Here is a 24265-nt window from a genome sequence, read left to right as displayed (position 1 = left end):
TCTTCTTTACCGGCCCACGTGCCGGCTATCGCAACAAGGCCTCCAGTACGGCCTTTTTGAACTCATTGTCTTCCCTTGCGAAAAGATGCTTTATGTTGTGTTCCGTTCCCGACGTCATCACGGTTTTTGAATGAGACATGGTCAGAAAACCTTCAAACCCGTGATAGTTACCCATTCCGGACGCACCGATACCGCCAAAGGGAGCATCGTCCACCGCAAGGTGAAACACGCTGTCGTTGATGCACATCCCACCAGAATGAACCGTGGTTTTCACGCGATGCTGAAGGGCCTCGTCATGGGTCATCAGGTAAAGGGCCAGGGGCCTTGGGTTGCTCTGGATATGGGCTATGGCTTCCTGAACATCCCCATAGGTGATCAGGGGAAGCAACGGACCGAAGATCTCTTCGGTCATGACCTTGGCGTCTGTTGCCGGGTCCACAACCATATGGGTGACCAGTCGGTTTTTGGCGCTGTCCATGCTGTTTCCGTGGCAGGCTTCGATGCGGGTCTGTTTTTCCTGTTCGTCGTTTAAAAGCCCTTCAATGCGCTTGAACTGACGGGTGTTTGCCATGGAGGTCAGGTTTTCGGAATCCACTCCCTGGGGAAAAAGGCCTGCGTACTGCTTTTTGTATTCGGCGATGAACGATTCCAGCCTGCCCTCGGGCAGGAACACATAGTCCGGAGCCACGCAAACCTGACCGTTGTTAAGGCTTTTCCCGTAGATAATCCGCTCCACCGCCATCTCCATGGAGACATCCTCACCCACGATGACCGGTGATTTCCCACCGAGTTCAAGGGTTACCGGGGTCAGGTTGGACGCAGCGGCCCGCATGACGTGGCGCCCCACCGTGGTGGACCCGGTGAACAGGATGTGATCAAAGGGAAGTTCCGTAAAGGCCGCCGAGACCTCCGCCTCCCCTTCAAACACGCTCACATAGCTGTCATCAAACACCGATCTCAGCATCTCCCCGAGGACCTTGTTGGTGTGGGGCGTAAACTCACTCATCTTGAGCATGGCACGGTTACCTGCGGCAATGGCGGAAATGAGCGGCCCGATGGAGAGCATAACGGGAAAGTTCCACGGGACCACAATGCCCACAACCCCCAGGGGTTGATAGATCACCTCCACGGATGACGTGGTAAGAAGGGGCCCGGGGTCTCTCCTGGAAGGCTCCATCCACTCAGACAGGTGGGCGATGGTATGATTGATGTTGCCGATGCAGGGGGTGATATCGGCGATAAGCGTATCCAGCTCACTTCGCTTTCCATAATCATCGCTCATGGCGGTACTGATGTCCCCCGTGTACGCGACCAGGGCCGTTTTCAGCTTCTTGAGCATCTCGATTCGCGCATCGAGACTTGGCATGGGGCTGCTGTCAAAGGCCTGCTTCATGGTGACCAGGGTGGTCTCCATTTTCTTTATCTCTTGTTGAATGTCCATGGACGTCAAGGCTCCTTTGTTAGGGGTCTTTTTCGGGAAATGCTGTTCTGTTGCGTGCAGGGAGATCGGTGGTTGAGGGCGCAAAGGCGGGTGCGGGGACATATCTTACGCGCCGCTTTAAAAGTTTTCACAATCATATTAAAACATTAAACCACTTAAAACAACCCACACCATGTTTCTGTCAATGGATGGAACCCGTGTTCAGATTTAATGGCATCTCATCCACGGGATGTGATGCCCATACCCCGGGTCCCAGTCCAAACTCGGGCGAAAGGATACCGAAATGATTGCCATTTATGTAGGCCCTATTATTGCATTTTAACATTGCAAAATTTACAATCCCAAAAAGTGACCCCGGGTTCCTGCCCCACAATGTCGGTGGCTGCGCCGGGGAATCCGGTAATCACACGTGGCGCTTTATAGTATGGATTGAAGGGGGAATGCATGGAATCAGCGGAACGGATTTTCCTGCGGGTGGTGGAGGCCGGAAGCTTCAAAGCCGCGGCAGAACAGCTGGGCACCGACCCGTCAGCGGTGAGCCGCAAGGTCATGGCCCTGGAAGAGCGCCTGGGGGTCAAGCTGTTGCAACGCTCTCCCCGCCGCTCCACGCCCACGGAAACCGGCCTTCTCTATTACGAAGGCATGCGCAGGCTGGTGGATGAACAATCCACTCTGGAATCCAGGGTTTCCAGCGTAGCCGATACGGCCCAGGGCCTCCTTCGGGTGAGCGCGCCCCTGGAGTTTGGCCAGGCCTTTGTGGTGCCGGTCCTGAAAGACATGGTGAAACAGTACCCGGAGCTCAGGGTGGAGCTTCGCTTCAACAGCGGATACGCCGAAGCCCCAACCGCCCACTTTGATGTGGAGATTCACGTGGGGGACCTCCCCGACTCCAACCTCATGTGCAAAAAACTTGCGGACATGCCCATGATCCTCGTTGCGTCCAGGGGCTACCTTGAAACCCATCCGCCCCCCCAAACCGCCCAGGATCTCAAACACCATCATTTTCTGCTTTTTTCAAAGCAACAGCGGGAGCTTCCCCTGGAACTGCACCGCCAGGAAAAACGGGAACGGGTCTACGTCACGGACGGAAAATTCACGGTGAACAGCCTCACTGCGATTCGGGATCTTGTGGTGGAGGGGTTCGGTATTGCCCTGGCGCCCATGTGGCCCTACCGGGGCCTTCTCGAAACCGGTGAGGTGGTGAGGCTCCTTGAAGGGTACCAGCTGTCCCCTTATCCCTGGTACGCCCTCTATCCGGGGGCTGCCTTTGTTCCGGCCAAGACGCGCCGCTTCCTTGACCTTCTGGGCCAGATCGAATTTGAATTCGACCATCGGTGAGCAAAGCGCCAACCATTCACAGGGTTAACGCATTCAGATTTTTGCCTCCGGCGGCCCTGCCGGGGGCCAGACTTTTGAAAAGTTTGACAAACAGGTTTTGTTTTTTGAGGATGCGTCCCTACAAGGCATAGCCCCTCTTCTTTTTTATTAGGGCCATGCCAAGAATAAATTACACATGACGAGATCATCCCATAAGTCCTCAGCATGATTTTTTGATCGTTGCTTCGACACATAACGAATTTAAGGCGGAGTATCGTTATGTATTATTATTTTAGGGCATAGCCCTTACCGGAACGTTTTTGCGGAGCTTTTTTCAAAAAGCGACCCGCCGGAGGCTACTGAATGTTTAAATGTGTTGCCCCTGCAACCATTCACCTTGCCTGGGGCAGGATGTTGATATAAACGATATCTTGAACTCGATATTGATCTATCTTCAGGAAAGAAACTGTCTTATGCATGAAAAAATCATTGATATTGACTCATTGCAAGAAGAGGTAAGGGCAGGAAAGCGATTCGACTACCTCTTCTTCTGGGGACATCAGCCAAGAAAGGACGGCCGCACAGGCAAGCAGTGCTTCAGCCAGTGGTGGCAGGCCCCCTTTGACCTGGACGGCATCCGCTACACGTCGGCGGAAGTCTACATGATGGCGGAAAAAGCGCGGCTGTTCAATGACGAGGCCATGCGGCGCAACATCATCGAATGCGCACATCCCCGGGAAGCAAAAAAATGGGGCCGCAGCATAAAAAACTTCCATGAAGCGGAGTGGAACCGGCATCGGTTCGACATTGTGGTGCGCGGAAACAAAGCAAAGTTCGAACAGAATGAGGCATTGAAAACATATCTTCTGGGCACAGGAGACTGCATCCTGGTGGAGGCAAGCCCGGTGGATACCATCTGGGGAATCGGCCTGGCCGAAGACAACCCTCTCTGCAGGGATCCGGAGCAGTGGAATGGCCTTAACCTTCTGGGTTTTGCCCTCATGAACGTACGATCGATCCTGAGACAATCGTGACCCCCGGCTCGGTTAAACGAGCCTGGGGCATCCCCAGGGTGAAGGCGGGTTTTGATCTGGTTTTCCAGAAACGACTCGCCGACGGGTAATGCATGACACGACACCCGCCATGTGTCCCCCCACAACACCACACGAGATATCCTGTCCAAAAGCCAGCAAAAAAAATCCGCAATACCTTTTCTGACATCAAAATACAAAATCACGCCGACGGTTCTAATCAACACAGTATGGTTGCCTCATCAGCCACACTGTGTTAGCTTTTTTTCCTTACTTTTTTGTTCTAAGGGAGGAACACCTAATGGAGGCATAACCTCCCAACGTCCCAATGGAGAACCGCCCATGACATTCAGAGATATCGGCATCAAATGGAAAATCATCGCAATTACGACCCTGGGCCCTTTGGTCATTGCTCTTATCCTGGGCATCCTGCGGGTCTCCGACATTCGAAACAGCGCTGTGGACGGCATGGTGCAGAAAAGCCGCGCCATTGTCCTGATGGCCGAAGCCGCCCGTAACGAGATGGCCCACAAGCTCACCCAGGGGATCATCCTCCCCTTTGACGAGATCCCCAAAGCAAAACTCATCGAAGCCGTGCCCGTGGTCACCGCCATCGACATGGTCAAGCTGAACGCAGACTCCACCGGGTATACATTCCGGGTGCCGAAGATCTCTCCCCGGAACAGGGCCAACGAAGCCGACGCCTTTGAAAAGGAGATCCTGGCTGAGATCAAGGCCAAGGGCCTTACCGAAAAAATCGTCATCGAAGACGATGCCATCCGCTACTTCCGGCCCATCAAACTCACGGCAGACTGCATGGCCTGCCACGGATCGCCCCGGGGTTCCAAGGACCCCCTGGGCGGCATCAAGGAGGGGTGGAAAGCAGGGGAAATCCACGGTGCCTTTGAGCTCACCATGTCCCTGGCCGAAACCAACCGGCAGCTTTTGAAAGCAAAGCTCAACGTGGCCCTTCTCACCTTCGGCACCCTGGCCCTGATCCTTCTCATCTCCTGGCTCATGGTCCGAAAAAGCCTGCTGGCACCCCTTGCCGCCACCGGCCGGTTCATCAAGGAGATTGAACAGGGCGATCTCTCCGGGGCGGTCCCGGTGAAAAGCGACGACGAAATGGGCCGCATGATGAGCCGCCTCAATGCCATGGTGGCCCGGCTCAAGGACATGATGGAAAACATCGGAGGCGAAGGAAACCGGCTCCTGGAGGCATCCACCCAGCTGGAAGGTATCTCAGGAACCCTCTCCAAAAGCTCGGACAACACCGCGGACCGATCCCGCACCGTGGCCGCAGCCTCCGAAGAGATGAGCACCAACATGAACTCCGTGGCCGCGGCCGTGGAAGAGACCGCCACCAACGTCAGCCTTGTGGCCGACGCCGCCGAACAGATGACCGCCACCATCAACGAGATTGCCGAAAGCACCGAAACCGCCCGGAACATTACCGGAGAAGCGGTGGACGAAGCCACGCGGGCCTCGGAAAAAGTCGGGGAACTGGGCTCGGCTGCCAGCGAAATCGGCAAGATCACCGATGTGATCACGGACATCTCCGAGCAGACCACCCTCCTGGCCCTGAACGCCACCATTGAAGCGGCCCGTGCAGGGGAATCCGGCAAAGGGTTTGCCGTGGTGGCCAACGAGATCAAAGAGCTGGCCCGGCAGACCTTCGACGCCATCGAAGAGATCAAGGGAAAGACCCAGGCCATCCAGAGTTCCACGGACTCCACCATCTCCCAGATCCATCAGGTCTCCAACGTGGTGGGCGAGGTCAACAACATCGTCAGCACCATCGCCGCCGCCATCGAAGAGCAGACAGCCACCACCCGTGAGATCGCCGACAACGTCTCCCAGGCCTCCCGGGGCACCCTGGAAGTAACGGAAAACGTGGCCCAGGCCTCCACCGTGGCAACGGAGATTGCAAGGGACATCGCCGATGTCAACATGGAAGCCAACGCCATCTCCACCCAAAGCTCGGAGGTAAGCCACAACTCCCAGCGGTTAAAAGAGATGGCCGAAAAACTCCAGGACCTGGTCAGCGCCTTTAAGCTGTAAGATAAATGGCAACTCGAAAAAGCCCCCGGCGTTTCTGACGGGGGCTTTTTTTTATTTTGAAATGAGGGAAAACCGGCCTGACTATGGGTTGGCCTGACGAATCCGGGCTGTTTTATCGTGGTAGGTCTTGATCATGTCCGCCTCAAACTCTTCATTGGAGGCATAGCTGCGTCCGAACACCGGCTCCCAGAGATCGATGTGCTCCATGCACATGTAGAAAAAAACGGACTCGTGCCAGGACTGGGGAAAGGCCTGGTACACCGTTGAAAAGAGGTCTTCTTTGATGGAGAGGGGGTAGCTCAGTTTTCCGGCGCACTCCTCTGTGGGCATCTGGAGGATGGAGCTGTCCGGCATACGCTCCCGGATGCGCTTCAGCACCGGCTTGATAAAGGTAAGGGTCCCCAGGGAGACCATGACAAGCTCTTCGGGCCGAAAGGTCTCGACCAGCCGTGAGACCACCGCCAGGTAATCGTCCCGCCAGCCCTCGTACCAGACTATCGGGTGGAAGTGAAACCCAACGGGAATGCCGTGATCGGCCAGCTTCCGGGCCCCTGCGATCCGTGTTTCCAGGGAGGCTGTCCCCTTTTCCTCGTGGTGAATCACCGTGGGGGTGTTGAGGGACCAGGTAAAGACCATGTTGGCCGGGGGCCGGTGCTCCAAAAAATAATCCACACGGCCGCTCTTGGACTTCATCTCCAGGATCACGTTGGGGTGGGCCGAGGCAAACCGGTACAACGAATCCAGAAGCCCGAAGCGGTTGCCCCACATCAGGGAGTCCGAGGACTGGCCGGTTCCGATGTGATAGGTCTTTTCTTTGTCCAGTTCCAGGGTCTCCAGATGGGAGACAAGATCCCGGATAAACCGCACCTGGTTGCCGTGGTAAAAGGACTGAATGGAGCAGTAGCTGCAATCAAACCCGCACTGCTGAACCGCATCCAGGGTGGTGAGGTTGCAGCAGCGCGTCTTTTCCGAGGCCACGGGGCACCGCCCCATGATATTCCCTTTTAAAGGGACCTCCACCATCTGCTCATCAGGGAATTTCCGTTCTGCAGCCGAAAACCCCTCGGTTCCCGAGTAGTGTTTCTGCCCGTTTTTCAGGGCCTCATACCCCTCCCGAAACTGTTGAAAGACCACTGACGCCGCCTGTTTTCCCTTGGCCTTGCCCACCGCCTCCGGGCGGTAAAACTGCTCCAGGGACCCCACGCGCCAGCAGATGAGGTCCGCGCTGTACTCGGTGAGCATCTTGAGCTGTTGAAAGGAGAAGGCATAGGCCTCGGCCATGGCGAGCAGCCACTGCCGCTGCGCCTCGGGAAGCTTATGAAAAAGGGCCGTCTGTGTAAGTTTCGTGGATGTCATGGCGTCGTTATACCGAAAAAAAAGGGTTCCCGCCAGTGGCCAGGGCAAAGGCATTTAGATTTTGCCTCAGGCGGCCCTGCCAGGGAAAAAACGCTTAAAAAGCTTGATAAGCAGACCTTACGAATGACCAGATCCGGCTCAAAGCGTCTGGCGATCCGAGTGTTTCAACATAAGGAACAGTCTACCGGAACGTTTTTGCGGTGCTTTTTTCAAAAAGCGCCCTGCTAAAGGCAATTGAATTTTTAAATACGTTGGCCGTGAAGACCCTTCCGGGGACCATTGATTTATGCTCGCATCTCCCTTATGGTTGCAGGGTTGCGCGGCCCAAGCCAGACAACGGCCCTGTCCGGTCCCCCGGAGGTGCGCCGCCAAGACGTTTATGTCAACCCGCCAACCCCGTTGGCCCATCGTGACATCCCAAGGACAAGCCATGCGATATTTTGACGACCCATTGTTTCAGACCATCAGCACCCACACCCCGGAGCCCGCGGTACTGGGCATCGGGGCCAGCCCCAGGGCAAAGGGCAACTCAGACCTGTTGCTGACCCAGGTCCTTAAAGGGGCAAGCCAGCAAGGCTCGGACACCCGCAAAATTCACCTGCGGGATGTGGCGTTTTCCCCGTGCATCGGCTGCGAGCGATGCCGAAAAGACCGCATCTGCACCGGCCAGAGGGACGGCATGTCCCTTCTTTACCCGGACATCATCGCCTCCAAGGGGCTGGTGCTGGTCTCCCCCACCCACAATTACAACATCACGGCATGGATGAAGTCCTTCATCGACCGGCTCTACTGCTTCTACAACTTCACCTCTGAGCGACCCGGCCCCTGGTCGAGCCAGCTTGGAAACCAGGGCAGAAAGGCCGTGATCGTGGGGATCTGCGAGCAGGAGACCAAAGAAGACATGGGGTTTACCATGGACGCCATGGGCCTTCCCCTCAAAGCCCTGGGCTACGACATCGTGGGAGAGCTCCCCGTCCTCAGCGTCTTCGGCAGGGGTGACGTCAAGAAAAAGGAGGCGACCCTGGCCCAGGCCTTTGAGCTGGGCACCACCCTGTCCCGAGCCCTTGCCGAGTCGTAAGGGCCCACCATGGACGTTATCAAAAAGATCGGCTCTCGAAAGATCCTCACCCAGCGCCCGGCCTCCGGTGCCCCCGCACCACGCCGGGGCCGCACCGAAGAGCGCCTGGCCAAGGCCTTTGTATCCAAGCGCCAGGTACCGGTGGCCCTGTGGTCGGCACCCCACAACCTCGACGCGAACCTCGTCCACATGGCCTTCCCCTTTGACGCGCTGCCCCGGTTTACCTATTCCAAGAAGGTGCCGAGGGACACCAACGGCAAGGCAACCCCCATTCACCTTGCCTTTTCCCTTGCCGGGACCCCATACGACCTCACCATCCTGCCGGCCACCATTCGGGAGAAAGGGAACACGCGGTCCTACCTTCCCGGGCTGAAAGAGGAGCTCATCGAGGCGGTTCTGCGCAAATGGTTTTCCCAAGGAGCGGGAGTTACCGCTGACAACGCAGCCGGGATCTTCTTCACCCTGTACGACCTGCGCCGGGAGCTGATGCGCTCCAACCACACCTACTCTTTCGACCAGCTGAAACTCGGGCTCAACATCCTGTGCGGTGCTCACATGACCGTCAAGACCAAGGATCACGCCATTGCCGGAGGGGGGCTCCTCACCTCCGTCCTGTGGGACATCGACAAGGCCACAGGCCCTGAGTCCCGACGACGGTGCCTGTGCGTCTTTCATCCGGAGGTGTTCCGCATGATCTCCTTCACCTCCCCGGCCGGTGTTGACTACGGAACCTTTATGGCCTGCCGGTCCGGATTTTCCCGATGGCTCCTCCGATGGCTCTGCCTGATGCCCGATACCCGCGACCAGGCGATGATTCTGCGCCTCAGCGACCTCCTCTCTTTGGGCATCCTGAAAAACCGCCGCTTCAGGGACAACGTCGCCTCGGTGCGCCAGGGCCTGGACGAGCTGGCTGCCATGGAGATCATCCGCACGGATTATGAAATGGAAAAAGTATTAGACGGCAGACGCATCGTGGATGCTGAGATACGCATCGAAGCGGAATCCCGCCTCAGCCACATCCGCCATGTCTTTGAAACGGAAAGGCGAAAGCTCGGGTATATCCGCCTGATCAACCACACCGGCGGGTTTAAGGGAGAGGTCTTCCCGGAAACCTCATTTCAATTCCGCCCTTTTTTTTCGGATCCGAAAATCCGGGAACTCGTCGAAGAGAACATCAAACTCAAACAGGCGTTAAAGGAAAAGATATAGTCCGGACAATACCCCATAACAATTCGTTATAACAAAGCATTGCCACCACACCCACCCTTTCGTAAAACAAACCGATCCCCTTCCCCGCATATGTCAAGAGGCTCCCTTATTACAGATCGTTGCCAAGCCCCCCCTTTCAAAAATACAAAGTACAACCCGCCGATTTCGGGGCGGTTACCCATCGGGCGCGCCGATTGCGCCCATCTTATGCCTTATCAGTGCCTTGAAGGAAACCGCGCCATCTACAGCTCGGGGGCCTTGAATATGGGTGTACTCGACTCGTGAAACATCCGGTCTAAGGGGCCTTCCCCTCGTTTCATCTGCGTGTTTCCCAAAAACGGGACCCGTTTGCCTCTATTTCCTATGCCCTGCGTCACGTTCCATCTCGCAAACGCCTCACAAAACGACGTTTTTACCCGCGACCAAAAATACACCCCACGTTTTGACCTGCGCAAGCCCTGCCCTTTCAACGTTTTAGCTCGCACATATTTCTATATACACTCGAAAAATCAATATATTAATCACAACACACCTCCGATATTTGACACCAAAAACAGTGCGGCTATAAGCTCACTTCACGATCAGATCTGCAATCGGATGCACGATGCGATTCCTGCCGGGAAGGCCCGGACGGAGCACGAAAACGGCTCCAGGGGCACCATCGGTCACGGCCAGCCCACGTATCGTTTCCTGCCCTCCGGGGTCCCATTCTTCACTTCCTCCATCTTGGGGACGGGAACCCTCCATACCGGAGGGCAGGAACCCATCCGCCACGCAACGGAACGGGGCAAGACGGCGATCGGTCATTGTGAACAGAACCATGCAACAGAAGGAGTAATCATGTTTTCAGCAACGGGTGTTTTCATTTCATTTGCCAGCGGTATCCTGGGCGCAGCCTTCGGCGCTGCCACGTCGTTTTCCCTCGTGGGTTTCCTCGTCCTGGGCGGCGTCTTCATTCAGGCGGCATCGGGGTCCGGCGACTTTCTCTCCACCATCTCCTTTGGTGTTTGGGGTCCCCATGTGGGAGGGTTTGCAGCCGGTGTGGCCGCTGCAGCCTATGCCGCCAGCAAAGGTGAGATCAACGGCGAGGGCAAGGACCTCAACAACGCCCTCATGGGACTAAACAGGCCGGACGTGCTTCTGGTCGGAGGAATCTTCGGCATCGGAGGCTATCTTATCAACCTGCTGGTCTCCATGCCGGGCCACTGGACAGACACCGTGGGCCTCACCGTCGTGCTCTCCGGCATCGCCAGCCGCCTCCTCTTTGGCTCCAGCGGCCTTTTTGGCCAGGTCCCCGGCCATGAATCCCGCTTTAAGCCCAAAGACGGCCTTACCCCCCTTCAACTGGCCCTCATCGGCCTGGGTGCAGGGACCTTTTCAGCCTACGCCGCCCTTGAAGTGGCCAACGGAGCAGGAATTCCCCTCTGCTTCGGCCTTGCCGCCGCAAGCCTCCTCTTCGGCCAGTTCGGCCTCAACGTACCGGTGACCCACCACATCGTCATGCCCGCGGCCGTGGCCGCCGCCGCCAGCGGGAGCGTCATCTGGGGGGCGATCTTCGGCGTGGCCTCGGCCATCCTCTGGGACATCATCGGCAACCTCTTCAACACCTGGGGCGATACCCACATCGACCCCCCGGCTTTCGTGATCTTTACCATGACCACCCTGTCCATCGTGTTTCAGAACAACGGGGTGTATGCCATGTTGGGGATCTGATGGGCCCCCTTTAAGGCCCGCCCCGCCACCGGCACCTAATGTAGGAGCACTCGACCCGTGAAATATCCGGGTCAATGAACGAAAGAAAAAAAGTAACTATTCAGCTCCAAAAAACAGCCTCCGGCGACAAGGTGTGCCACCTTGAAAGCAGATAGCAGATGTAATTTGCCCCTCGTTCCTCGGGTCAAATCACATCTGCATTTAAAACGGCATTCATGTCCCTTTTTTTTGTGACCTGTTTGTTACACTTTTTAAAAATTTAGCCCCCGGCAGGGCCGCCGGAGGCATAAGCTGAATAGTTACGAAAAAAACTCACATGACTGCGGCGCACAGCCCCGTTGCAATCAGGATGCCCCCGGAGACATAGCCAGCCCACCTTCCCGTGCGGGCCCGCCCAGGCCCCGTAACCCGCTTCAGCTGCCTTGCCATGGCCATGTACATAAGAAGGTTCAAGGCCGCAAGGCCCAAAAAAGTCATGCCCATGATCAGGAACTGAAGAGTTGCGGATGTGTCGCCGGAGACGAATTGAGGCATAAAGGAGGAGTAAAAAATAATTCCCTTGGGATGAAGGCTGTTGATCAAAAAAGCGTTGGCAAAAAGGGACCGCGTGCTCTCCCCGGCCTTACGCGGCCCCACCGAATGATCGCCCTCTGTGATACGGTGCCTGCGGGCCTTTGCCATCATCTCCACGCCGAGATAGACCAGATACGCAATCCCCAGCCATTTCACGATGGAAAAGGCAACGGCGGATGTGGCAAGGACAAGCCCCACCCCCACCAGGGAGAGTGACATACAGACAAGATCCCCGGCCAGCACCCCACATGCAACAGGCACACTTCTCCTGAGCCCCAGGTCCGTCACCTTTGCCACCACAAAAACCACCGTGGGCCCCGGCACCACCAGAACCACCGATGCCGTCACCACAAAAGCCACCCAAATTTCAAACGCCATCACCACCTGCCTTTTTGTTTTTCAGTGTCCCAGACCGGTCAATCCCCATGGGCACTCGGCGGGAATATCGCCATAGATCCCATCATCAAAGGCCTTGCCCTGCGCCATTCCACCCAGAGGATGTGCCGGGTTATTCTTCTTCGTCAACAAAAAGATATATTAACGCAATATTTACCTCATAATCATTAGTACAGATCTCAACACCACCCTTTTTTCAATCAGGACTGAGGGCACCCCTGCCAAAGGGGACGCTTTCTCTGGCTCAATCGGCCGTATAAAACGACAGAACTTGATTTATACCCAACCACATGAGATAGTTACAGACAGCCCACGCCATCCCGAACCGTTCAATGCAACCACCCTGCGCGCCGTCTCTCCAACCCAACCCTTCCAGCAAGGAGTTTGACCATGCCGTCCGAACATATCGTCAATTTTGCCTGGCCCGAGGTCAGCAGCACCCTGTCCGTGGCAGCCCTGGTGCTGGCCCTGGCCGTGTTTGTCTTCGGGTTGTTCAGCGGCGTGCGTGCCAACAAGGTCCGCATCGTCTTTGCCGTGATCCTGGCCGCGCTCATCGGTTGGTTCACCATGCCCCTGGCTGTCAAAGCAGCCGAAACCATGCACATCCTGAGCACAAAGGCGGGGGGAATGATCCTCGTCACGGCCATGATGGTTTTCGTCGCGGTCATTGCCACGAGCATCTACGAAATCATCACCGTGACATTCCCGGACATCGGCATGGCATCTAAAAAATAGCGTTCCTTCGCATTCCAAGGCATTACTTCCACGCTCGCCAACCAAGCGCACCCAGCCAACCAGAAAACTCCCTTCAACAGCCTGTCACCACAGGTGTATCGAGTCCACCCCCCAGAACCCCGCCCCCATGCATTTTACTCACACCATCGTAATTATCTATTGATCACAACTACTCATCCCAGTACAATCCCAGACAAAACACAGCCCCCCCCCCCAGAAGCCCCATACAATAAAGTCCCCCATGATATGGGACCCCACACAATTCTACAGAAACAAAACGACCGGGGTGGGGCCCGTATCTGCGATACGCTCGCCACACCCCGGTTGCTCCCCACACGGTGGCCACCTCCTGACCATCGCATCCAGGCACCCTGCCACGTCTACTCCCGCGAAATCTTATCCATAGCCCCATTAAACGCAGTGAGATGCCACGTCAAACAACGCACCCACCCACACCGAATCGCGCAAACCTAATTTAGGTATTCTAATGTTCGTGCCGATATATCAGTTTTAAAAACAGCAACGGGTCATCACCGATGCCCGAAACGTTTTTTTATTTGTAACTATTCAGCCTATGCCTCCGGCGGCCCTGCCGGGGGCTAAACTTTTAAAAAGTTTAACAAACAGGCCATAAAAAAAAGTTACATGAATGCCGTTTTAAATGCAGATGTGATTTGACCCGAGGAACGAGGGGCAAATTACATCTGCTATCTGCTTTCAAGGTGGCACACCTTGCCGCCGGAGGCTGTTTTTTTGATCTGAATAGTTACTTTTATTTAAGATATGTCAGGCACCCAACATGGTAAGACCACATCATCTGCATGCAACGCTCCACGGCACTCCGGCCCACATTCTCCACGAATTGTGTGAGCCCCCCTGATCCCTTGCGCCAATTTCAGCAACGTACATGCTTTTTTTCATTACGAACAAAGGGGCGTAAAACGCTCCAGGACCGAAAACAGGGCAAAAAAGCCCTGTTGAAGCGCCGCCACACGACCACACAAGGCCACGGAGCAAACAGGCTGTCGGGTCATCTGCCCAATCCCGCCGGTTTTTCCGCACACCGTCAGGCTTGAGGCGGCTTGCCCTCCCTTTGAAGGGAGCACGCCAGGCGGCAGGGGGGATAAGATGGGTTTAGGTAAAAACAGCTTAAGGCGAAAAATGCTGGTTGTGTTCTGTTCGGTGGCGTTGATTCCGTTCATTGCCGCAGTGTTTTATATCACGTACAAGGCAGGCGAACTCTCCGAACAGGAGGCGCGTGAAAAGGCTGCTGAGATCGCGTATCGACACGGCGGTGAGATGCAGCGCGCCCTGGACAAGGCCATGAACGACACCCGGGCCCTGGCCCGGGTCATGGAAGGGGTGGTCCGCCACCGTCCCACCGTTGACCGCGACATGCTCGACGACATGCTCAAAAGCCTGCTCCGAGACGATGACCGCTACCTGGGCATATGGGCCATTTTCGAACCGGACATGCTCGACGGCAGAGACAGCCGGCACGCCAACACCACATGGCACGATAAATCAGGGATCTACTACCCCTACTGGTACGTGGAGGATGGCAGGGTCGCCGTCACCGTCAACGACGACTATACCGAGGCCGATTATTATCAGCTCGCCAAGGTATCGGGAAAAGAGACCGTTCTTTCGCCCTATGCCGAAGAGGATACGGGAAACATCCTCATGACCAGCGTTGCCGTGCCCGTGAAGGAAAACGGCACGGTCATCGGCGTTGTGGGCATCGACATCGCTCTCACCGAGCTGGAGCGGGCCATCTCCGACATCAAGCCCTTCGGCACCGGCCACGCCGTACTGGTGGAATCCAATGGGGTCATCATTGCCCATCCCGACAAGGAGTCCACGGGGACGAGCCTTGCCGAGGCCGGGGCACCGAAAGAACTCCTTGCCGCCGTCCGCAAGGGAAAGGAGTATGCCCTGCCCGGCACCCAGGCGGGATACGGCCACGGGGCCTACATGTTCTTCTCCCCCTTGCGCATCGGCAAGGCCGATACCCCATGGTCCTTTGCCGTCAGCGTGCCCCTGGCCACCCTGGGCAAGGAAGTCCGGCAGATCAGGCACATCGGGTTTGTCTCATGCCTGGTCTCTGCCTGCCTGGTGGTGGGCGCCATTCTCCTGTTGTCCGGTGCCATTGTCCGCCCCATCAACGCCGCCTTAGAAGAGCTTAAAGACATTGCCGAAGGTGAAGGGGATCTCACACGAAGGCTCCAGGTGGACTCCCGGGATGAAACAGGTCGGTTTGCCCGGTGGTTCAATGTCTTCATCGACAAGCTCCAGGGCATCATCACGCAGTTCAGCCATTGCACCAACGCCCTCGGCAGCTCTGCAGGAGGCCTGCTTTCCATCTCCTCGGAGCTTGCGTCCAACGCCGAAGAGACGTCCAAAAGCTCCGGCCTGGTCCTGACTTCGGCCAACGCCATGAAATCAGACCTTGAGCAGGGAGCAGCCATGATCAGGACGTCGACGGACAACATGGCACGGGTCGCCTCGGCCATCGACGAAATGGCCGCAACGGCCACGGGCATCTCAGCCCATGCCGAGAATGCCACAACGGTCTCAGACAGAGCCGCTTCCCGGACCCGGGCAGCCTCGGACACCATGCACGACCTGACCCTGGCCGCCCAAGAGATCGGCAAGGTCACCGACGTCATCACCAAGATCTCAGAGCAGACCAACCTCCTGGCCCTCAACGCAACCATTGAGGCGGCCCGGGCCGGTGAAGCGGGAAAAGGATTTGCAGTGGTGGCCCATGAAATCAAGGAACTCGCCTCACAGACGGCCCTGGCCACCGATGACATCAGGGGAAAAATCGAGGGGGTCCAGGGGCTCGCAAGGGACGCAGCCCAAGGTACCGATGAGGTCACAGACATCATCACCGCCGTCAACGAAACCATCACCGATATCGCCGCAGCCGTGGAACAGCAATCCAGCGTGACCACAGAAATCGCCGAGCACATCGCCCGGGCATCCGAGGGCATCGAAGACACCGCCCGCCGCGTAACCGCCAGCAGGGATGCTTCGACGAGCATCACCCGGACCATCTCCGATATCACCCTTTCCTCACAAGGAGTCACGGAGATCAGCGCAGCCGTCAAGACCCGGGCCACAGAGCTCAACACCCTCACCAAAGAGCTATGGGAATTATCAGACAACTTCAAGATATAACTTAGAAAAGGCTTCCAGATTCCGTTCCGGAGGCCGCTGCCTCCGCCATCCGCCCCTTCGGATTTTCGGTGGCAGACATGGAGAGATCGCGGCCGTGGCCCGGAATACGGCTCTTTTTTCCTGTTGACAGGGTTATCAAAGTATGAACAATTGTTTTGTACTCAATACTCATCAGGAAGATGAGATGTTTTATCGCCGTTCCTAAGCTGTTTTTAGTTTCCGTACAAATATATTACGCATCAAGCCAACCAAGCCACGAAGGCAGGCGAATTCTAGTTCGCCCTGATTTCGTGGCTTTTTTTATTGTTTGCCCGCATGGCGCGGGAAGCAGGTGAGGTTCCTATGGTGTCGTTTCTCTTGAAAGGCGGTGTTCTGGTCATCCCCATCGGGCTCTGCTCGGTGGTGGCACTGGCTGTATTCCTGGAGCGTTGGCTCTTTTTTGCCCGGCTCCGCACACACGATAACGGGTTGGTGGAAGCCCTGTGCAAGACGGCCCACGAACAGCAGGTGCCACGGGACACCGACCGTTCTGGTCACACCCGGAGCGCCCTGGGGCGCCTGCTCACCGAAGTACTCTCCGTACAAAACTGCGATGAACCGACGCAGCAGGCCGCCATCCGCGAGGCCTACGCCCTGGAGAGCCGCCTGCTGGCATCCCGGCTGCAGCTCCTGGCCACCATCGGCAACATCGCCCCCCTGCTGGGCCTTTTGGGCACCATCACCGGAATGATCAAGGCGTTTATGGTCATCCAGCAGACCGGGGGCAAGGTGGATGCCGCAGCCCTGGCCGGAGGCATCTGGGAGGCCATGCTCACCACGGCCCTGGGCCTGGCCGTGGCCCTGCCCGTCATGGTGGCCCACAGCTACCTTGTGACCCGCAAAGAGAGTCAGGAGGCCTATCTCAAACGCGGCATGGTCCGTTTTTTAAAAGAGTTGAAAGGGACGGGCGCCCCATGATCGACCTTGCGGACACCGGAGCAGAAACCGGGTCGGTACAGCCGCCCTTAACGGCCCTCATCGACATGGTCTTCATGCTCCTCATCTACTTTCTCCTCACCATGGGGTTCATGACGGACGAAGGCATCGGCATCAAACTGCCCGAAGCCAAAGAGGCTGTACAGACCCTGCCGCGGGACCTGGTGGTGGCCGTCACCAAAGACGGGGCCTACCTCTGGGAAGGAAGCCAGATCACCCTCTCCGAGCTGAAGAAAGTCCTGATGGCCACCCCGGACCTGACCCCTGAAACGCGCCTGGTCATCCGCGCCGACCGGGGCGCCAAAGTCAACAGCGTGGTCCGGGTCATGGACCTGGCCAAGGCCGTGGGGGCCGCGAGCTTCTGCCTGGCCACGGAGACCGAGCCATGAAAAAACACACCCAGACCACATGCACACTGGCCCTCTCCCTTCTTCTCCACGCAGCCATCCTGTGCATCCGGGGGCCGGAAAGCCTTGAGGCGGAGAAACTCCACGTAACCGGGGAGTTCGAGCTTCTCTCCCTTCAGAAAGAGACAAAATCCGGGCCCAAGGTCCCAAAACCCCACACCGTTTCGCCCCCTGAAGAGCGCCCCGTCAAAAGACGCCGCATGGTCAAAGCATCCCCTGAAACACCCGTGATGCGCCCGCCGGAACAAGCGCCCCAGGTGGCCCAAAACACACCGGTTCCAGAGCCTCCCCAGCACACCTGTGTGGCCGAGGCATCGCCCACGACCCCTGCCGCCGAAGCGAATGCAGAATCTGCCGACGCACCACCATCAAGCCCTGCGGTGGATATGTCCGGGCCCTCCCGTGCGGAGCTCCTCAATCTCTATGCCGCGCAGGTGCGCCATCGCATCGAGTCTCGAAAAACCTACCCGCAACGGGCCAGAAGGCAGAGCATGGAGGGGGCTGTGCGGCTGCGGTTTGTCCTCTCCCCCACAGGGGATGTCCAGAAGATCACCATCATCCGAGGCAGCCGGTTTGCCATGCTGAACACGGCGGCCAAAAAGGCGGTGCTCTCCGCCGCGCCGTTCCCGGTGATCCCCGGCGCCATGCAAAAAGAACCCATCAGCCTGGAGGTGACCCTGTGTTTTGAACTGACATAAAAAAAAGGAGACAGTCCGGCTCCGGCAAGAGATAAGGACTGCCTCCTTCTAAGAATCAGACACTCTCCCCGAGGGGAGGGCCCGGATTATTCCTACCATCCGTTTCCTCCCTTCGTCAATCCATGATGACCCAACTTATCGCACCAAGCGATGCGGGAGAACTGCGCCCGCACCAACGATAACGGGGCCTGGGGCCCGTTTTTTTTCTCGGGCATGCCGAGGCCTTACAAACGGCAACGATCAACGGAAGAGAGGACACACCATGAACACCCTGGAAGATGATGTCAGACGATGCGTGGATTTTCACGGCCACCTCTGCCCGGGCCTGGCCCTGGGTATTGTGGCGGCCCGGGCGGGACTCGAAGAGCTGGGCGTGGACCGGTCCCATGACGAAGAGGTGGTCTCCTGCATAGAGACCGACGCCTGCTGCGCCGACGCCGTGCAGGTGATCTCGGGCAGCACCTTCGGCAAAGGCAATTTTATGCATAAGGACGTGGGCAAGGTGGCCATGACCTTCATCAGCAGGGACAGGGAGGCCTCGGTGCGGCTCTGCCTCAAGCCCGGAGCTATCAGGCTCTCCGACGCGCACCGGGCCCTCATGGACAAGGTGATGGGCCAGGGAAGCCCCACGGAGGCCCAGCACAAGGAGTTCTGGCGACTCCACAACCAGCGCGCCGAGGAGATTCTCCACATGCCCTGGAGCGACCTCTTTTCCATGACCACGGTTGCACCGGCCATTCCTCCCAAGGCCGTCATCGAACCGTCTGCCCTCTGCGACCGGTGCGGCGAACCGGTCATGGCCTCCAAGCTCAAAGAGGTCGACGGCAGCGCCCTCTGCCTCACCTGCCGTAGCGCCTGACCTCCGGGCAATGCGGCAACCCTTTTCACTCACCCAACACGGAGGCTTTGTAATCCCTTGAAACACGTAACACAGATTGGTTTGACAAGCTTGTGCCTGGCCCTTTTGGTGGTCCCGTGCATGGCATGGGCCGACGGCCTGAACGACTCCGCCCCCCTGGCCCTGGACGACGTAACGGTCCAGGCCCCCCGCCCCGCCACAGCCAAGCCGGAGGTCGTCACCAGGGAAGAGATGGAGCAACCCAGCGTATCCGATACCATCCTGGAGGACCTCATCCGGATCCCCGGGCTCCAGCTACGGCGTACAGCCGTTTCGGGCAACGAAAGCGGCAAACTCCGCATGCGCGGCTTTGACGAGACCCGGCTTCGCATCCTGAAAAACGGCGTCCCCATCCATCGCGACGGCTCCTACGGCAACGGCCCGGTGGACTGGAGCACCCTCAACCCCAACAGCGTGGAGAGCGTCCAGATATACAAAGGCGCCGTGCCCGCCAAGTATGGCAACACCCTGGGGGGCGTGGTGGATATATCCACCCGATCCCCGGAGGAGGGCCTGGAGACCGAAATCCGCGGGCTCTACGGCAGCCATGCCACCCATGAAGAGGTCCTCACCCACATGGGGCGCAACAGCTACGGAAGCTGGTTCGTCTCGGGGGGCCACTACGAAACCGACGGATTCCTGAGAAACAACACCGTGGACCGCAACCACGGGGAGCTGGACCTCTCGGTCAACCTGCCCATGGGCCTCAGCGCGGGGGCCGGGGTCTGCTGGAGTAAATACGAAACCGGGATGCCCGTTTACAACCGACCGAACAGTCCCACCTACGACGGGGGAGAGCCCGACGCAGACGAGCGGGAGCTGGGCGGTCCCTCTATCTCCAGCAGGCTCATCAACGGCGCCCAGACCTGGGGAGACGGCAGCTTTGCCGAGGATGAAAACACCCGCGTCACCGCCTGGGTGGAAAAAGAGATCCAGCGCGGCCACCTTCGCCTGGACTACCTCACCTGGAGCCAGGACCGGGAAGAGACCTACGTGGATGCCGCCGACCCCTCCAAAGTAATCTACAAACGGGAGACCGAAGCCGAACCGGGCAACTGGTCCCTCCAGGCCGAAGGAGAGCTCACCTTCGGCAACCACACCATTGAAACCGGGGGCGAAACCCGGAGCATGGGCTGGGGAGACCAAACGGTCACCGAGATCGACACCAGCTATTTCAACGGCTCCATCCACTCCCCCTATTTCGCCTTCATCAAAGAGGGTTTCAAGGGTCAGGAAGAGGTCATCGACACCCACGCCCTCTACCTCCAGGACACCTGGCGCGTCTCACCACGCTGGACCCTTGAGGCGGGCCTGCGCCAGGAGTGGTTCAAGGCCGATGCCATCGCCCCGGAAGCCTTCGGGTTTCCCGCCGCAGCCACCCCGACGGACCTCTCGGAGTCCAACCTGTCCCCCCGGGCCGCCCTCTCCTTCCGGCCCTGGAAGGGCGGCGAGCTCTCCTGCCGCCTGGGCATCGCCCATCGCTACCCCACCTCGCCGGAATATTTCTGGTGGTACCTCAACCGCAGCACCGGTTTTTTCAACACCGAGCTTGCCGTGGAAGAGGCCAGGCAGGCGGAGCTGGGCTTCACCCAGGAGATCGCCCACGCCTTCACTGCCGAGATCCGGGGCTACCACTACGACATCGACGACTACATCGCCTCCACCATGGTCCCGGGCACGGGCACTGTCATCTACAACATCGAAGAGGTCACCATCCAGGGCGCAGAGCTCGCCCTGTCCGCCCCCCTGCCCTTCAACCTCTTTGCCTGGGGCAACCTCACCTGGCAGGAGGGCGACACACAAGGGGACCCCTGGGACAGGGAAAACAGCCTGGAAGGCCAGATCCCGGATTTTCCGGAAATCATGGCCAACGCAGGTCTCGACTACCGACTTGACGACCGCTTCACCGCAGGGATCTCCGTCCGGCACGTGGGCGAGCGGGATCACCTCAAAGGAGCCACCCTGGAAACCCTGGACGCCTACACCGTGGTGGGGCTCAATGCCTCCCTCAGGCTCTTCCAGAACAAAATAACCACCCTGCGCCTCCTGGCCTCGGCAGACAACCTCTTTGACGAAGAGTACGAAGAAGAGGCCGGCTACCCCATGCCCGACGCCACCTACACCGTGGGGCTGAGCGCGGTGTTTTAAAGCTATCCGCCGGAAAAAACCTGCCTCCGGCAGCCCTGCCGGGGGCCAAACTTTTGAAAAGTTTGACAAACAGGTTTTGAGAGCTTTGGCATGAATTCCAGCGATTTTGACTGTTCTAATTTTTCGGAAAGTTTTTTGCGGAGCTTTTTTTCAAAAAAGCGACCCGCCGGAGACCATATTGGAGTGAATCGTTATTTGTAATCAACGCATGCCCAAAGGAGAGAAAACATGAAAAAATGGTGTATCGCAATGCTTGTCTGGTGTGTTGCATGGAGCCTGAGCGCCCTGTCGGCCCATGCCATGGGGGGGCACCAGCCCGCCCTGGGCCAGCGAGCCCTGATGCTGGCCATGACCAGCTTGTCGGCCAGCCCCGCAGACGAGGGACTGGCCCTGGTGACCAACGCGGGATATGTGGAGCACCAGGGCCAGCCCACGGGAGAAATCCTGGACACGGTAACTCGCCTGAGTGCCATGGGCCGGGGCAAGGGAAACCTCTTGAGCGTCCACGCCCGGCGCGACGCCCCGCTGTTCATGGTCTTTGTACACCAGAAAGGGCCCAGGGAGCTCGCGGCGGTCTCCATCACCGCCACCGGGAACCAGCTGGAAGCCTCGGAGGTGTTTAACCTGTGGGTGGGTGTGGGGACCTCCTTTGAGCCCTTCACCAGGATCCTGGGCTCCCGGGCCTTTGCCGTGGCCACCCTGGCCAACGCCTGCTACGACGGCATCCCCGAGTCCCTGGTCCAGGCCGCCCTCTTCCACGATCACTTCTGCTGCGGCGTGGCCTCCGGCTACTTCACCGCAGGGTTCATCCTGGACCAGCGCCCCTTGCGGGACGGCGAGTCCTACACCTACATGGGCATTCCGGCCTGGTGCCAGGACGACTACATCACCCATGCCCTCAACCTTACCCCGGGCAAGAGACGCTACCTCTCCATGGCCTACCCGAGCAGGCGCCCCTGGCAGACCGAAGAGGCCACCTGGGAAAACATCGGCGGCGTCATCATCCGCTTCAACAAAGCCACCCAAAAAGGCGATGCCACGGTCCTGAGCTACCGCTGGCAGACCAACGATTTTGTGGAAAGCCTCGGGCTCTCACCGGACGAACTCGACTGGCACAAAGACCTCTGGCTCCACGCCTGTTACAACCGCTACGTCTTCCAGAATCCCCACGCCCCCGAAGATTTCCTCTCGGTTCACAAAACCGTGGAACTCACCTCCCAGGCGGATTTCGACCGACTCACCCGCCTGGGGGCCAACCCCCTGGCCGTCATCCTCGGCAATGACATCGAGTGGTAAGGAGGCCCCATGATCTTAAAACCGTTCATGCGGGAAGGCATCATGCCCCTTCCCGTGAGTTTCATCTCCACCGTAAGCGCAGACGGGGTGCGGAACATCGCCCCCTACTCCTGCATCATGCCGGTCTTGAGGCCCCTGGACCTCATCTGCTTTGCCTCGGCCGAAAACCGCGACACCCTGAAAAACATCCGGGACACCGGAGAGTTCGTCATCAACCTGCCCGGGGCCGACCTCGAAGGCAAGGTGATCCCCACGGCACGGATGAGCGCCCCTGAAATCGATGAGTTCGACGTGGCGAACCTTTCGGAAAAGCCCTCCCACACCATCAAGGCACCGGGCATCAAGGGATGCTACGCCTGGATGGAGTGCCGCCTGGAAAAGGAGTTCAAGGAGGAGAGGTACAGCCTTGTCATGGGCAAGGTGCTGCGCCTGGAGGTGGCCGACGGGGTTCTGGACGACACCCTTCACCTGGACCCCATGGCCGCGGCTCCCCTGATGATGACGGGCAGCAAACAAGGCATGCACTTCTGCACCATCCGGGAGACAAAGGGTTTCGAGCCCTTTTCCGCCATGTTCCCTTCGGGCGTGGACCCGGTCAGCACAGCAGGGTAGAGGCAATCAAACAGACTCTGTTTAATCTGAAACCAATGGCGAATGTGATTTTCCATAAAAAACGAGGGGAAAAACGCATCCGCAACCAGCTTTCAAGGTGGCACACCTTGCCACCGGAGGCAGCTTTTTTTGAGCTGACTGCATATAACTGACCTTTGACAAAAAAAAGGAGAACACCATGGCCCAGGTTCTGAGCATGAACGAATACGACGAGATGGACCGCCCCAGGATCCAGACCCTCCCTGGTTTTTACGGCGAGTCCCTCATCGAGGGAGTCGTCATCAAGTCGCTGGATGTCTTTTCCGATGAGAGGGGCTACCTCATGGAGATCATGCGCTTTAACGATGAGTCCATGAACGCCGGAGAGATCAAGCAGGCCATCGCCTCGTATTCCCACCCCGGCATGGTCAAGGGCTGGCACCTTCACTCCGTGCAGGAAGACCACCTGGTCTGCGTCACCGGCATGATCAAGCTCGTGCTGTACGATTACCGGGAAGCTTCCCCCACCTACGGGGTGCTTAACGAAATCTTCATGGGAGAGCGCAACCCCCGGGCCGTCTTTATCCCCCCGGGAATCTTCCACGGCACCAAAAACATCGGCAGCGGTATCTCCCTGGTCATCGGCATGCCCTCGGTCTACTACGACCCGGACAACGTGGATGAACGCCGCTTAAGCCCCACGGACAACGACATCATTCCCTACGACTGGGAATGCCGTCTGGAGTAACGGCGTAAAGACTCGGGCATGGTGCCCTGGGTGCACCATGCCCGGAAGTAAAAAACCGGAATAACTGTTCAGTTGCATTCCATGGTTAAAGTAAATGGAAAAAGCAGGCCTCCGGCGGCCGGGCACCTGGAAACCCTATGGCGAATGCATGAAGGCAGCCATTATGCCTACGTTATCGGGGCATTCGCGTGATGTGTGACATCTGGCAACCGTCTTTGCAGGAGAGGCCCATTTCACTCCTTCTAAAAACACGATGAAGAACTTTGGGATTCGCTTGACTTTAACCGGAATAACTCCAACGGATCGCTTTTTGAAAAAACTCCGCAAAAACGTTCCGGCTGAATGTCCGTTATGTTGAAACTTTCGGCCGGCCCACATCGTTCGTAAGACCTGTTTGTCAAACTTTCTAAA

General features: G+C 57.8%; 19 protein-coding genes. 16 read left to right on the top strand and 3 right to left on the bottom strand.

From position 1 onward, the window contains the following. Positions 1-25: 25 nt before the first annotated feature. On the bottom strand, positions 26-1441 hold the full coding sequence (locus MSL71_RS11545; protein ID WP_180140379.1) for a coniferyl aldehyde dehydrogenase: 1416 nt from the start codon (positions 1439-1441) through the stop codon (positions 26-28). Positions 1442-1885: 444 nt separating this feature from the next. Between MSL71_RS11545 and MSL71_RS11540 the strand changes: the two genes are divergently transcribed. From MSL71_RS11540 to MSL71_RS11530, 3 genes are all read left to right on the top strand, one after another. Further along, on the top strand, positions 1886-2779 hold the full coding sequence (locus MSL71_RS11540) for a LysR family transcriptional regulator (protein ID WP_180140378.1): 894 nt from the start codon (positions 1886-1888) through the stop codon (positions 2777-2779). A 452-nt stretch (positions 2780-3231) separates the two neighbouring features. Next, the gene (gene ybiA, locus MSL71_RS11535) at positions 3232-3792 is read left to right on the top strand and encodes a riboflavin biosynthesis intermediates N-glycosidase (protein ID WP_180140376.1); all 561 of its coding nucleotides are present in this window, start codon (positions 3232-3234) and stop codon (positions 3790-3792) included. Positions 3793-4131: 339 nt separating this feature from the next. After that, entirely contained in the window at positions 4132-5850 is a 1719-nt protein-coding gene (locus MSL71_RS11530; RefSeq protein WP_180140375.1) for a methyl-accepting chemotaxis protein, read from the top strand. Between the two features lie 81 nt (positions 5851-5931). Here the strand turns inward: MSL71_RS11530 and MSL71_RS11525 are convergent, their stop codons facing one another. Further along, on the bottom strand, positions 5932-7206 hold the full coding sequence (locus MSL71_RS11525) for an SPL family radical SAM protein (RefSeq protein ID WP_180140374.1): 1275 nt from the start codon (positions 7204-7206) through the stop codon (positions 5932-5934). A 430-nt stretch (positions 7207-7636) separates the two neighbouring features. Between MSL71_RS11525 and MSL71_RS11520 the strand changes: the two genes are divergently transcribed. The 3 genes from MSL71_RS11520 to MSL71_RS11510 all read left to right on the top strand — a co-directional run bounded on the left by MSL71_RS11520 (position 7637) and on the right by MSL71_RS11510 (position 11206). Then, positions 7637-8284: a flavodoxin family protein gene (locus tag MSL71_RS11520; RefSeq protein ID WP_180140373.1), complete on the top strand. Its 648-nt coding sequence runs from the start codon at positions 7637-7639 to the stop codon at positions 8282-8284. A gap of 9 nt (positions 8285-8293) precedes the next feature. After that, complete coding sequence (locus tag MSL71_RS11515) at positions 8294-9493, top strand: hypothetical protein (protein ID WP_180140372.1); 1200 nt, start codon at positions 8294-8296, stop codon at positions 9491-9493. Between the two features lie 840 nt (positions 9494-10333). Next, positions 10334-11206, top strand: coding sequence for a DUF7973 family transport facilitator (locus MSL71_RS11510; RefSeq protein WP_180140371.1), 873 nt, complete (start codon positions 10334-10336; stop codon positions 11204-11206). 312 nt (positions 11207-11518) lie between these two features. Here MSL71_RS11510 and MSL71_RS11505 read toward each other — a convergent pair whose 3' ends face one another. Next, positions 11519-12157 carry a LysE family translocator gene (locus MSL71_RS11505; RefSeq protein WP_180140369.1) on the bottom strand — a complete coding sequence of 213 codons (639 nt, stop codon included), beginning with the start codon at positions 12155-12157 and terminating at the stop codon, positions 11519-11521. A gap of 408 nt (positions 12158-12565) precedes the next feature. Here MSL71_RS11505 and MSL71_RS11500 point away from each other — a divergent pair, with 408 nt between their 5' ends. From MSL71_RS11500 to MSL71_RS11455, 10 genes are all read left to right on the top strand, one after another. Continuing rightward, the gene (locus MSL71_RS11500; protein WP_180140368.1) at positions 12566-12910 is read left to right on the top strand and encodes a hypothetical protein; all 345 of its coding nucleotides are present in this window, start codon (positions 12566-12568) and stop codon (positions 12908-12910) included. Between the two features lie 1128 nt (positions 12911-14038). Continuing rightward, on the top strand, positions 14039-16093 hold the full coding sequence (locus MSL71_RS11495) for a methyl-accepting chemotaxis protein (protein WP_180140367.1): 2055 nt from the start codon (positions 14039-14041) through the stop codon (positions 16091-16093). A gap of 342 nt (positions 16094-16435) precedes the next feature. After that, positions 16436-17050, top strand: coding sequence for a MotA/TolQ/ExbB proton channel family protein (locus MSL71_RS11490; protein WP_180140366.1), 615 nt, complete (start codon positions 16436-16438; stop codon positions 17048-17050). Continuing rightward, complete coding sequence (locus tag MSL71_RS11485) at positions 17047-17457, top strand: ExbD/TolR family protein (RefSeq protein ID WP_180140365.1); 411 nt, start codon at positions 17047-17049, stop codon at positions 17455-17457. The genes MSL71_RS11490 and MSL71_RS11485 overlap by 4 nt, the downstream gene beginning before the upstream one ends. Next, on the top strand, positions 17454-18173 hold the full coding sequence (locus tag MSL71_RS11480; RefSeq protein WP_180140364.1) for an energy transducer TonB: 720 nt from the start codon (positions 17454-17456) through the stop codon (positions 18171-18173). The genes MSL71_RS11485 and MSL71_RS11480 overlap by 4 nt, the downstream gene beginning before the upstream one ends. A gap of 262 nt (positions 18174-18435) precedes the next feature. Beyond that, the gene (locus MSL71_RS11475) at positions 18436-19032 is read left to right on the top strand and encodes an FmdE family protein (protein WP_180140363.1); all 597 of its coding nucleotides are present in this window, start codon (positions 18436-18438) and stop codon (positions 19030-19032) included. A gap of 120 nt (positions 19033-19152) precedes the next feature. Beyond that, on the top strand, positions 19153-21219 hold the full coding sequence (locus MSL71_RS11470) for a TonB-dependent receptor (RefSeq protein ID WP_180140362.1): 2067 nt from the start codon (positions 19153-19155) through the stop codon (positions 21217-21219). 228 nt (positions 21220-21447) lie between these two features. Next, positions 21448-22515, top strand: a complete 1068-nt coding sequence (locus MSL71_RS11465; RefSeq protein WP_180140360.1) for an FmdE family protein — start codon at positions 21448-21450, stop codon at positions 22513-22515. Positions 22516-22524: 9 nt separating this feature from the next. Further along, positions 22525-23127 (top strand): flavin reductase family protein, encoded by a 603-nt coding sequence (locus tag MSL71_RS11460; RefSeq protein ID WP_180140358.1) that lies wholly within the window; start codon positions 22525-22527, stop codon positions 23125-23127. A 178-nt stretch (positions 23128-23305) separates the two neighbouring features. Further along, positions 23306-23854 carry a dTDP-4-dehydrorhamnose 3,5-epimerase family protein gene (locus MSL71_RS11455; RefSeq protein ID WP_180140356.1) on the top strand — a complete coding sequence of 183 codons (549 nt, stop codon included), beginning with the start codon at positions 23306-23308 and terminating at the stop codon, positions 23852-23854. Positions 23855-24265: the final 411 nt, after the last annotated feature.

It is taken from the genome of Desulfoluna butyratoxydans (assembly GCF_900699765.1).
Lineage (GTDB): Bacteria > Desulfobacterota > Desulfobacteria > Desulfobacterales > Desulfolunaceae > Desulfoluna > Desulfoluna butyratoxydans.
This window is presented reverse-complemented; position numbering and strand designations above follow the sequence as displayed.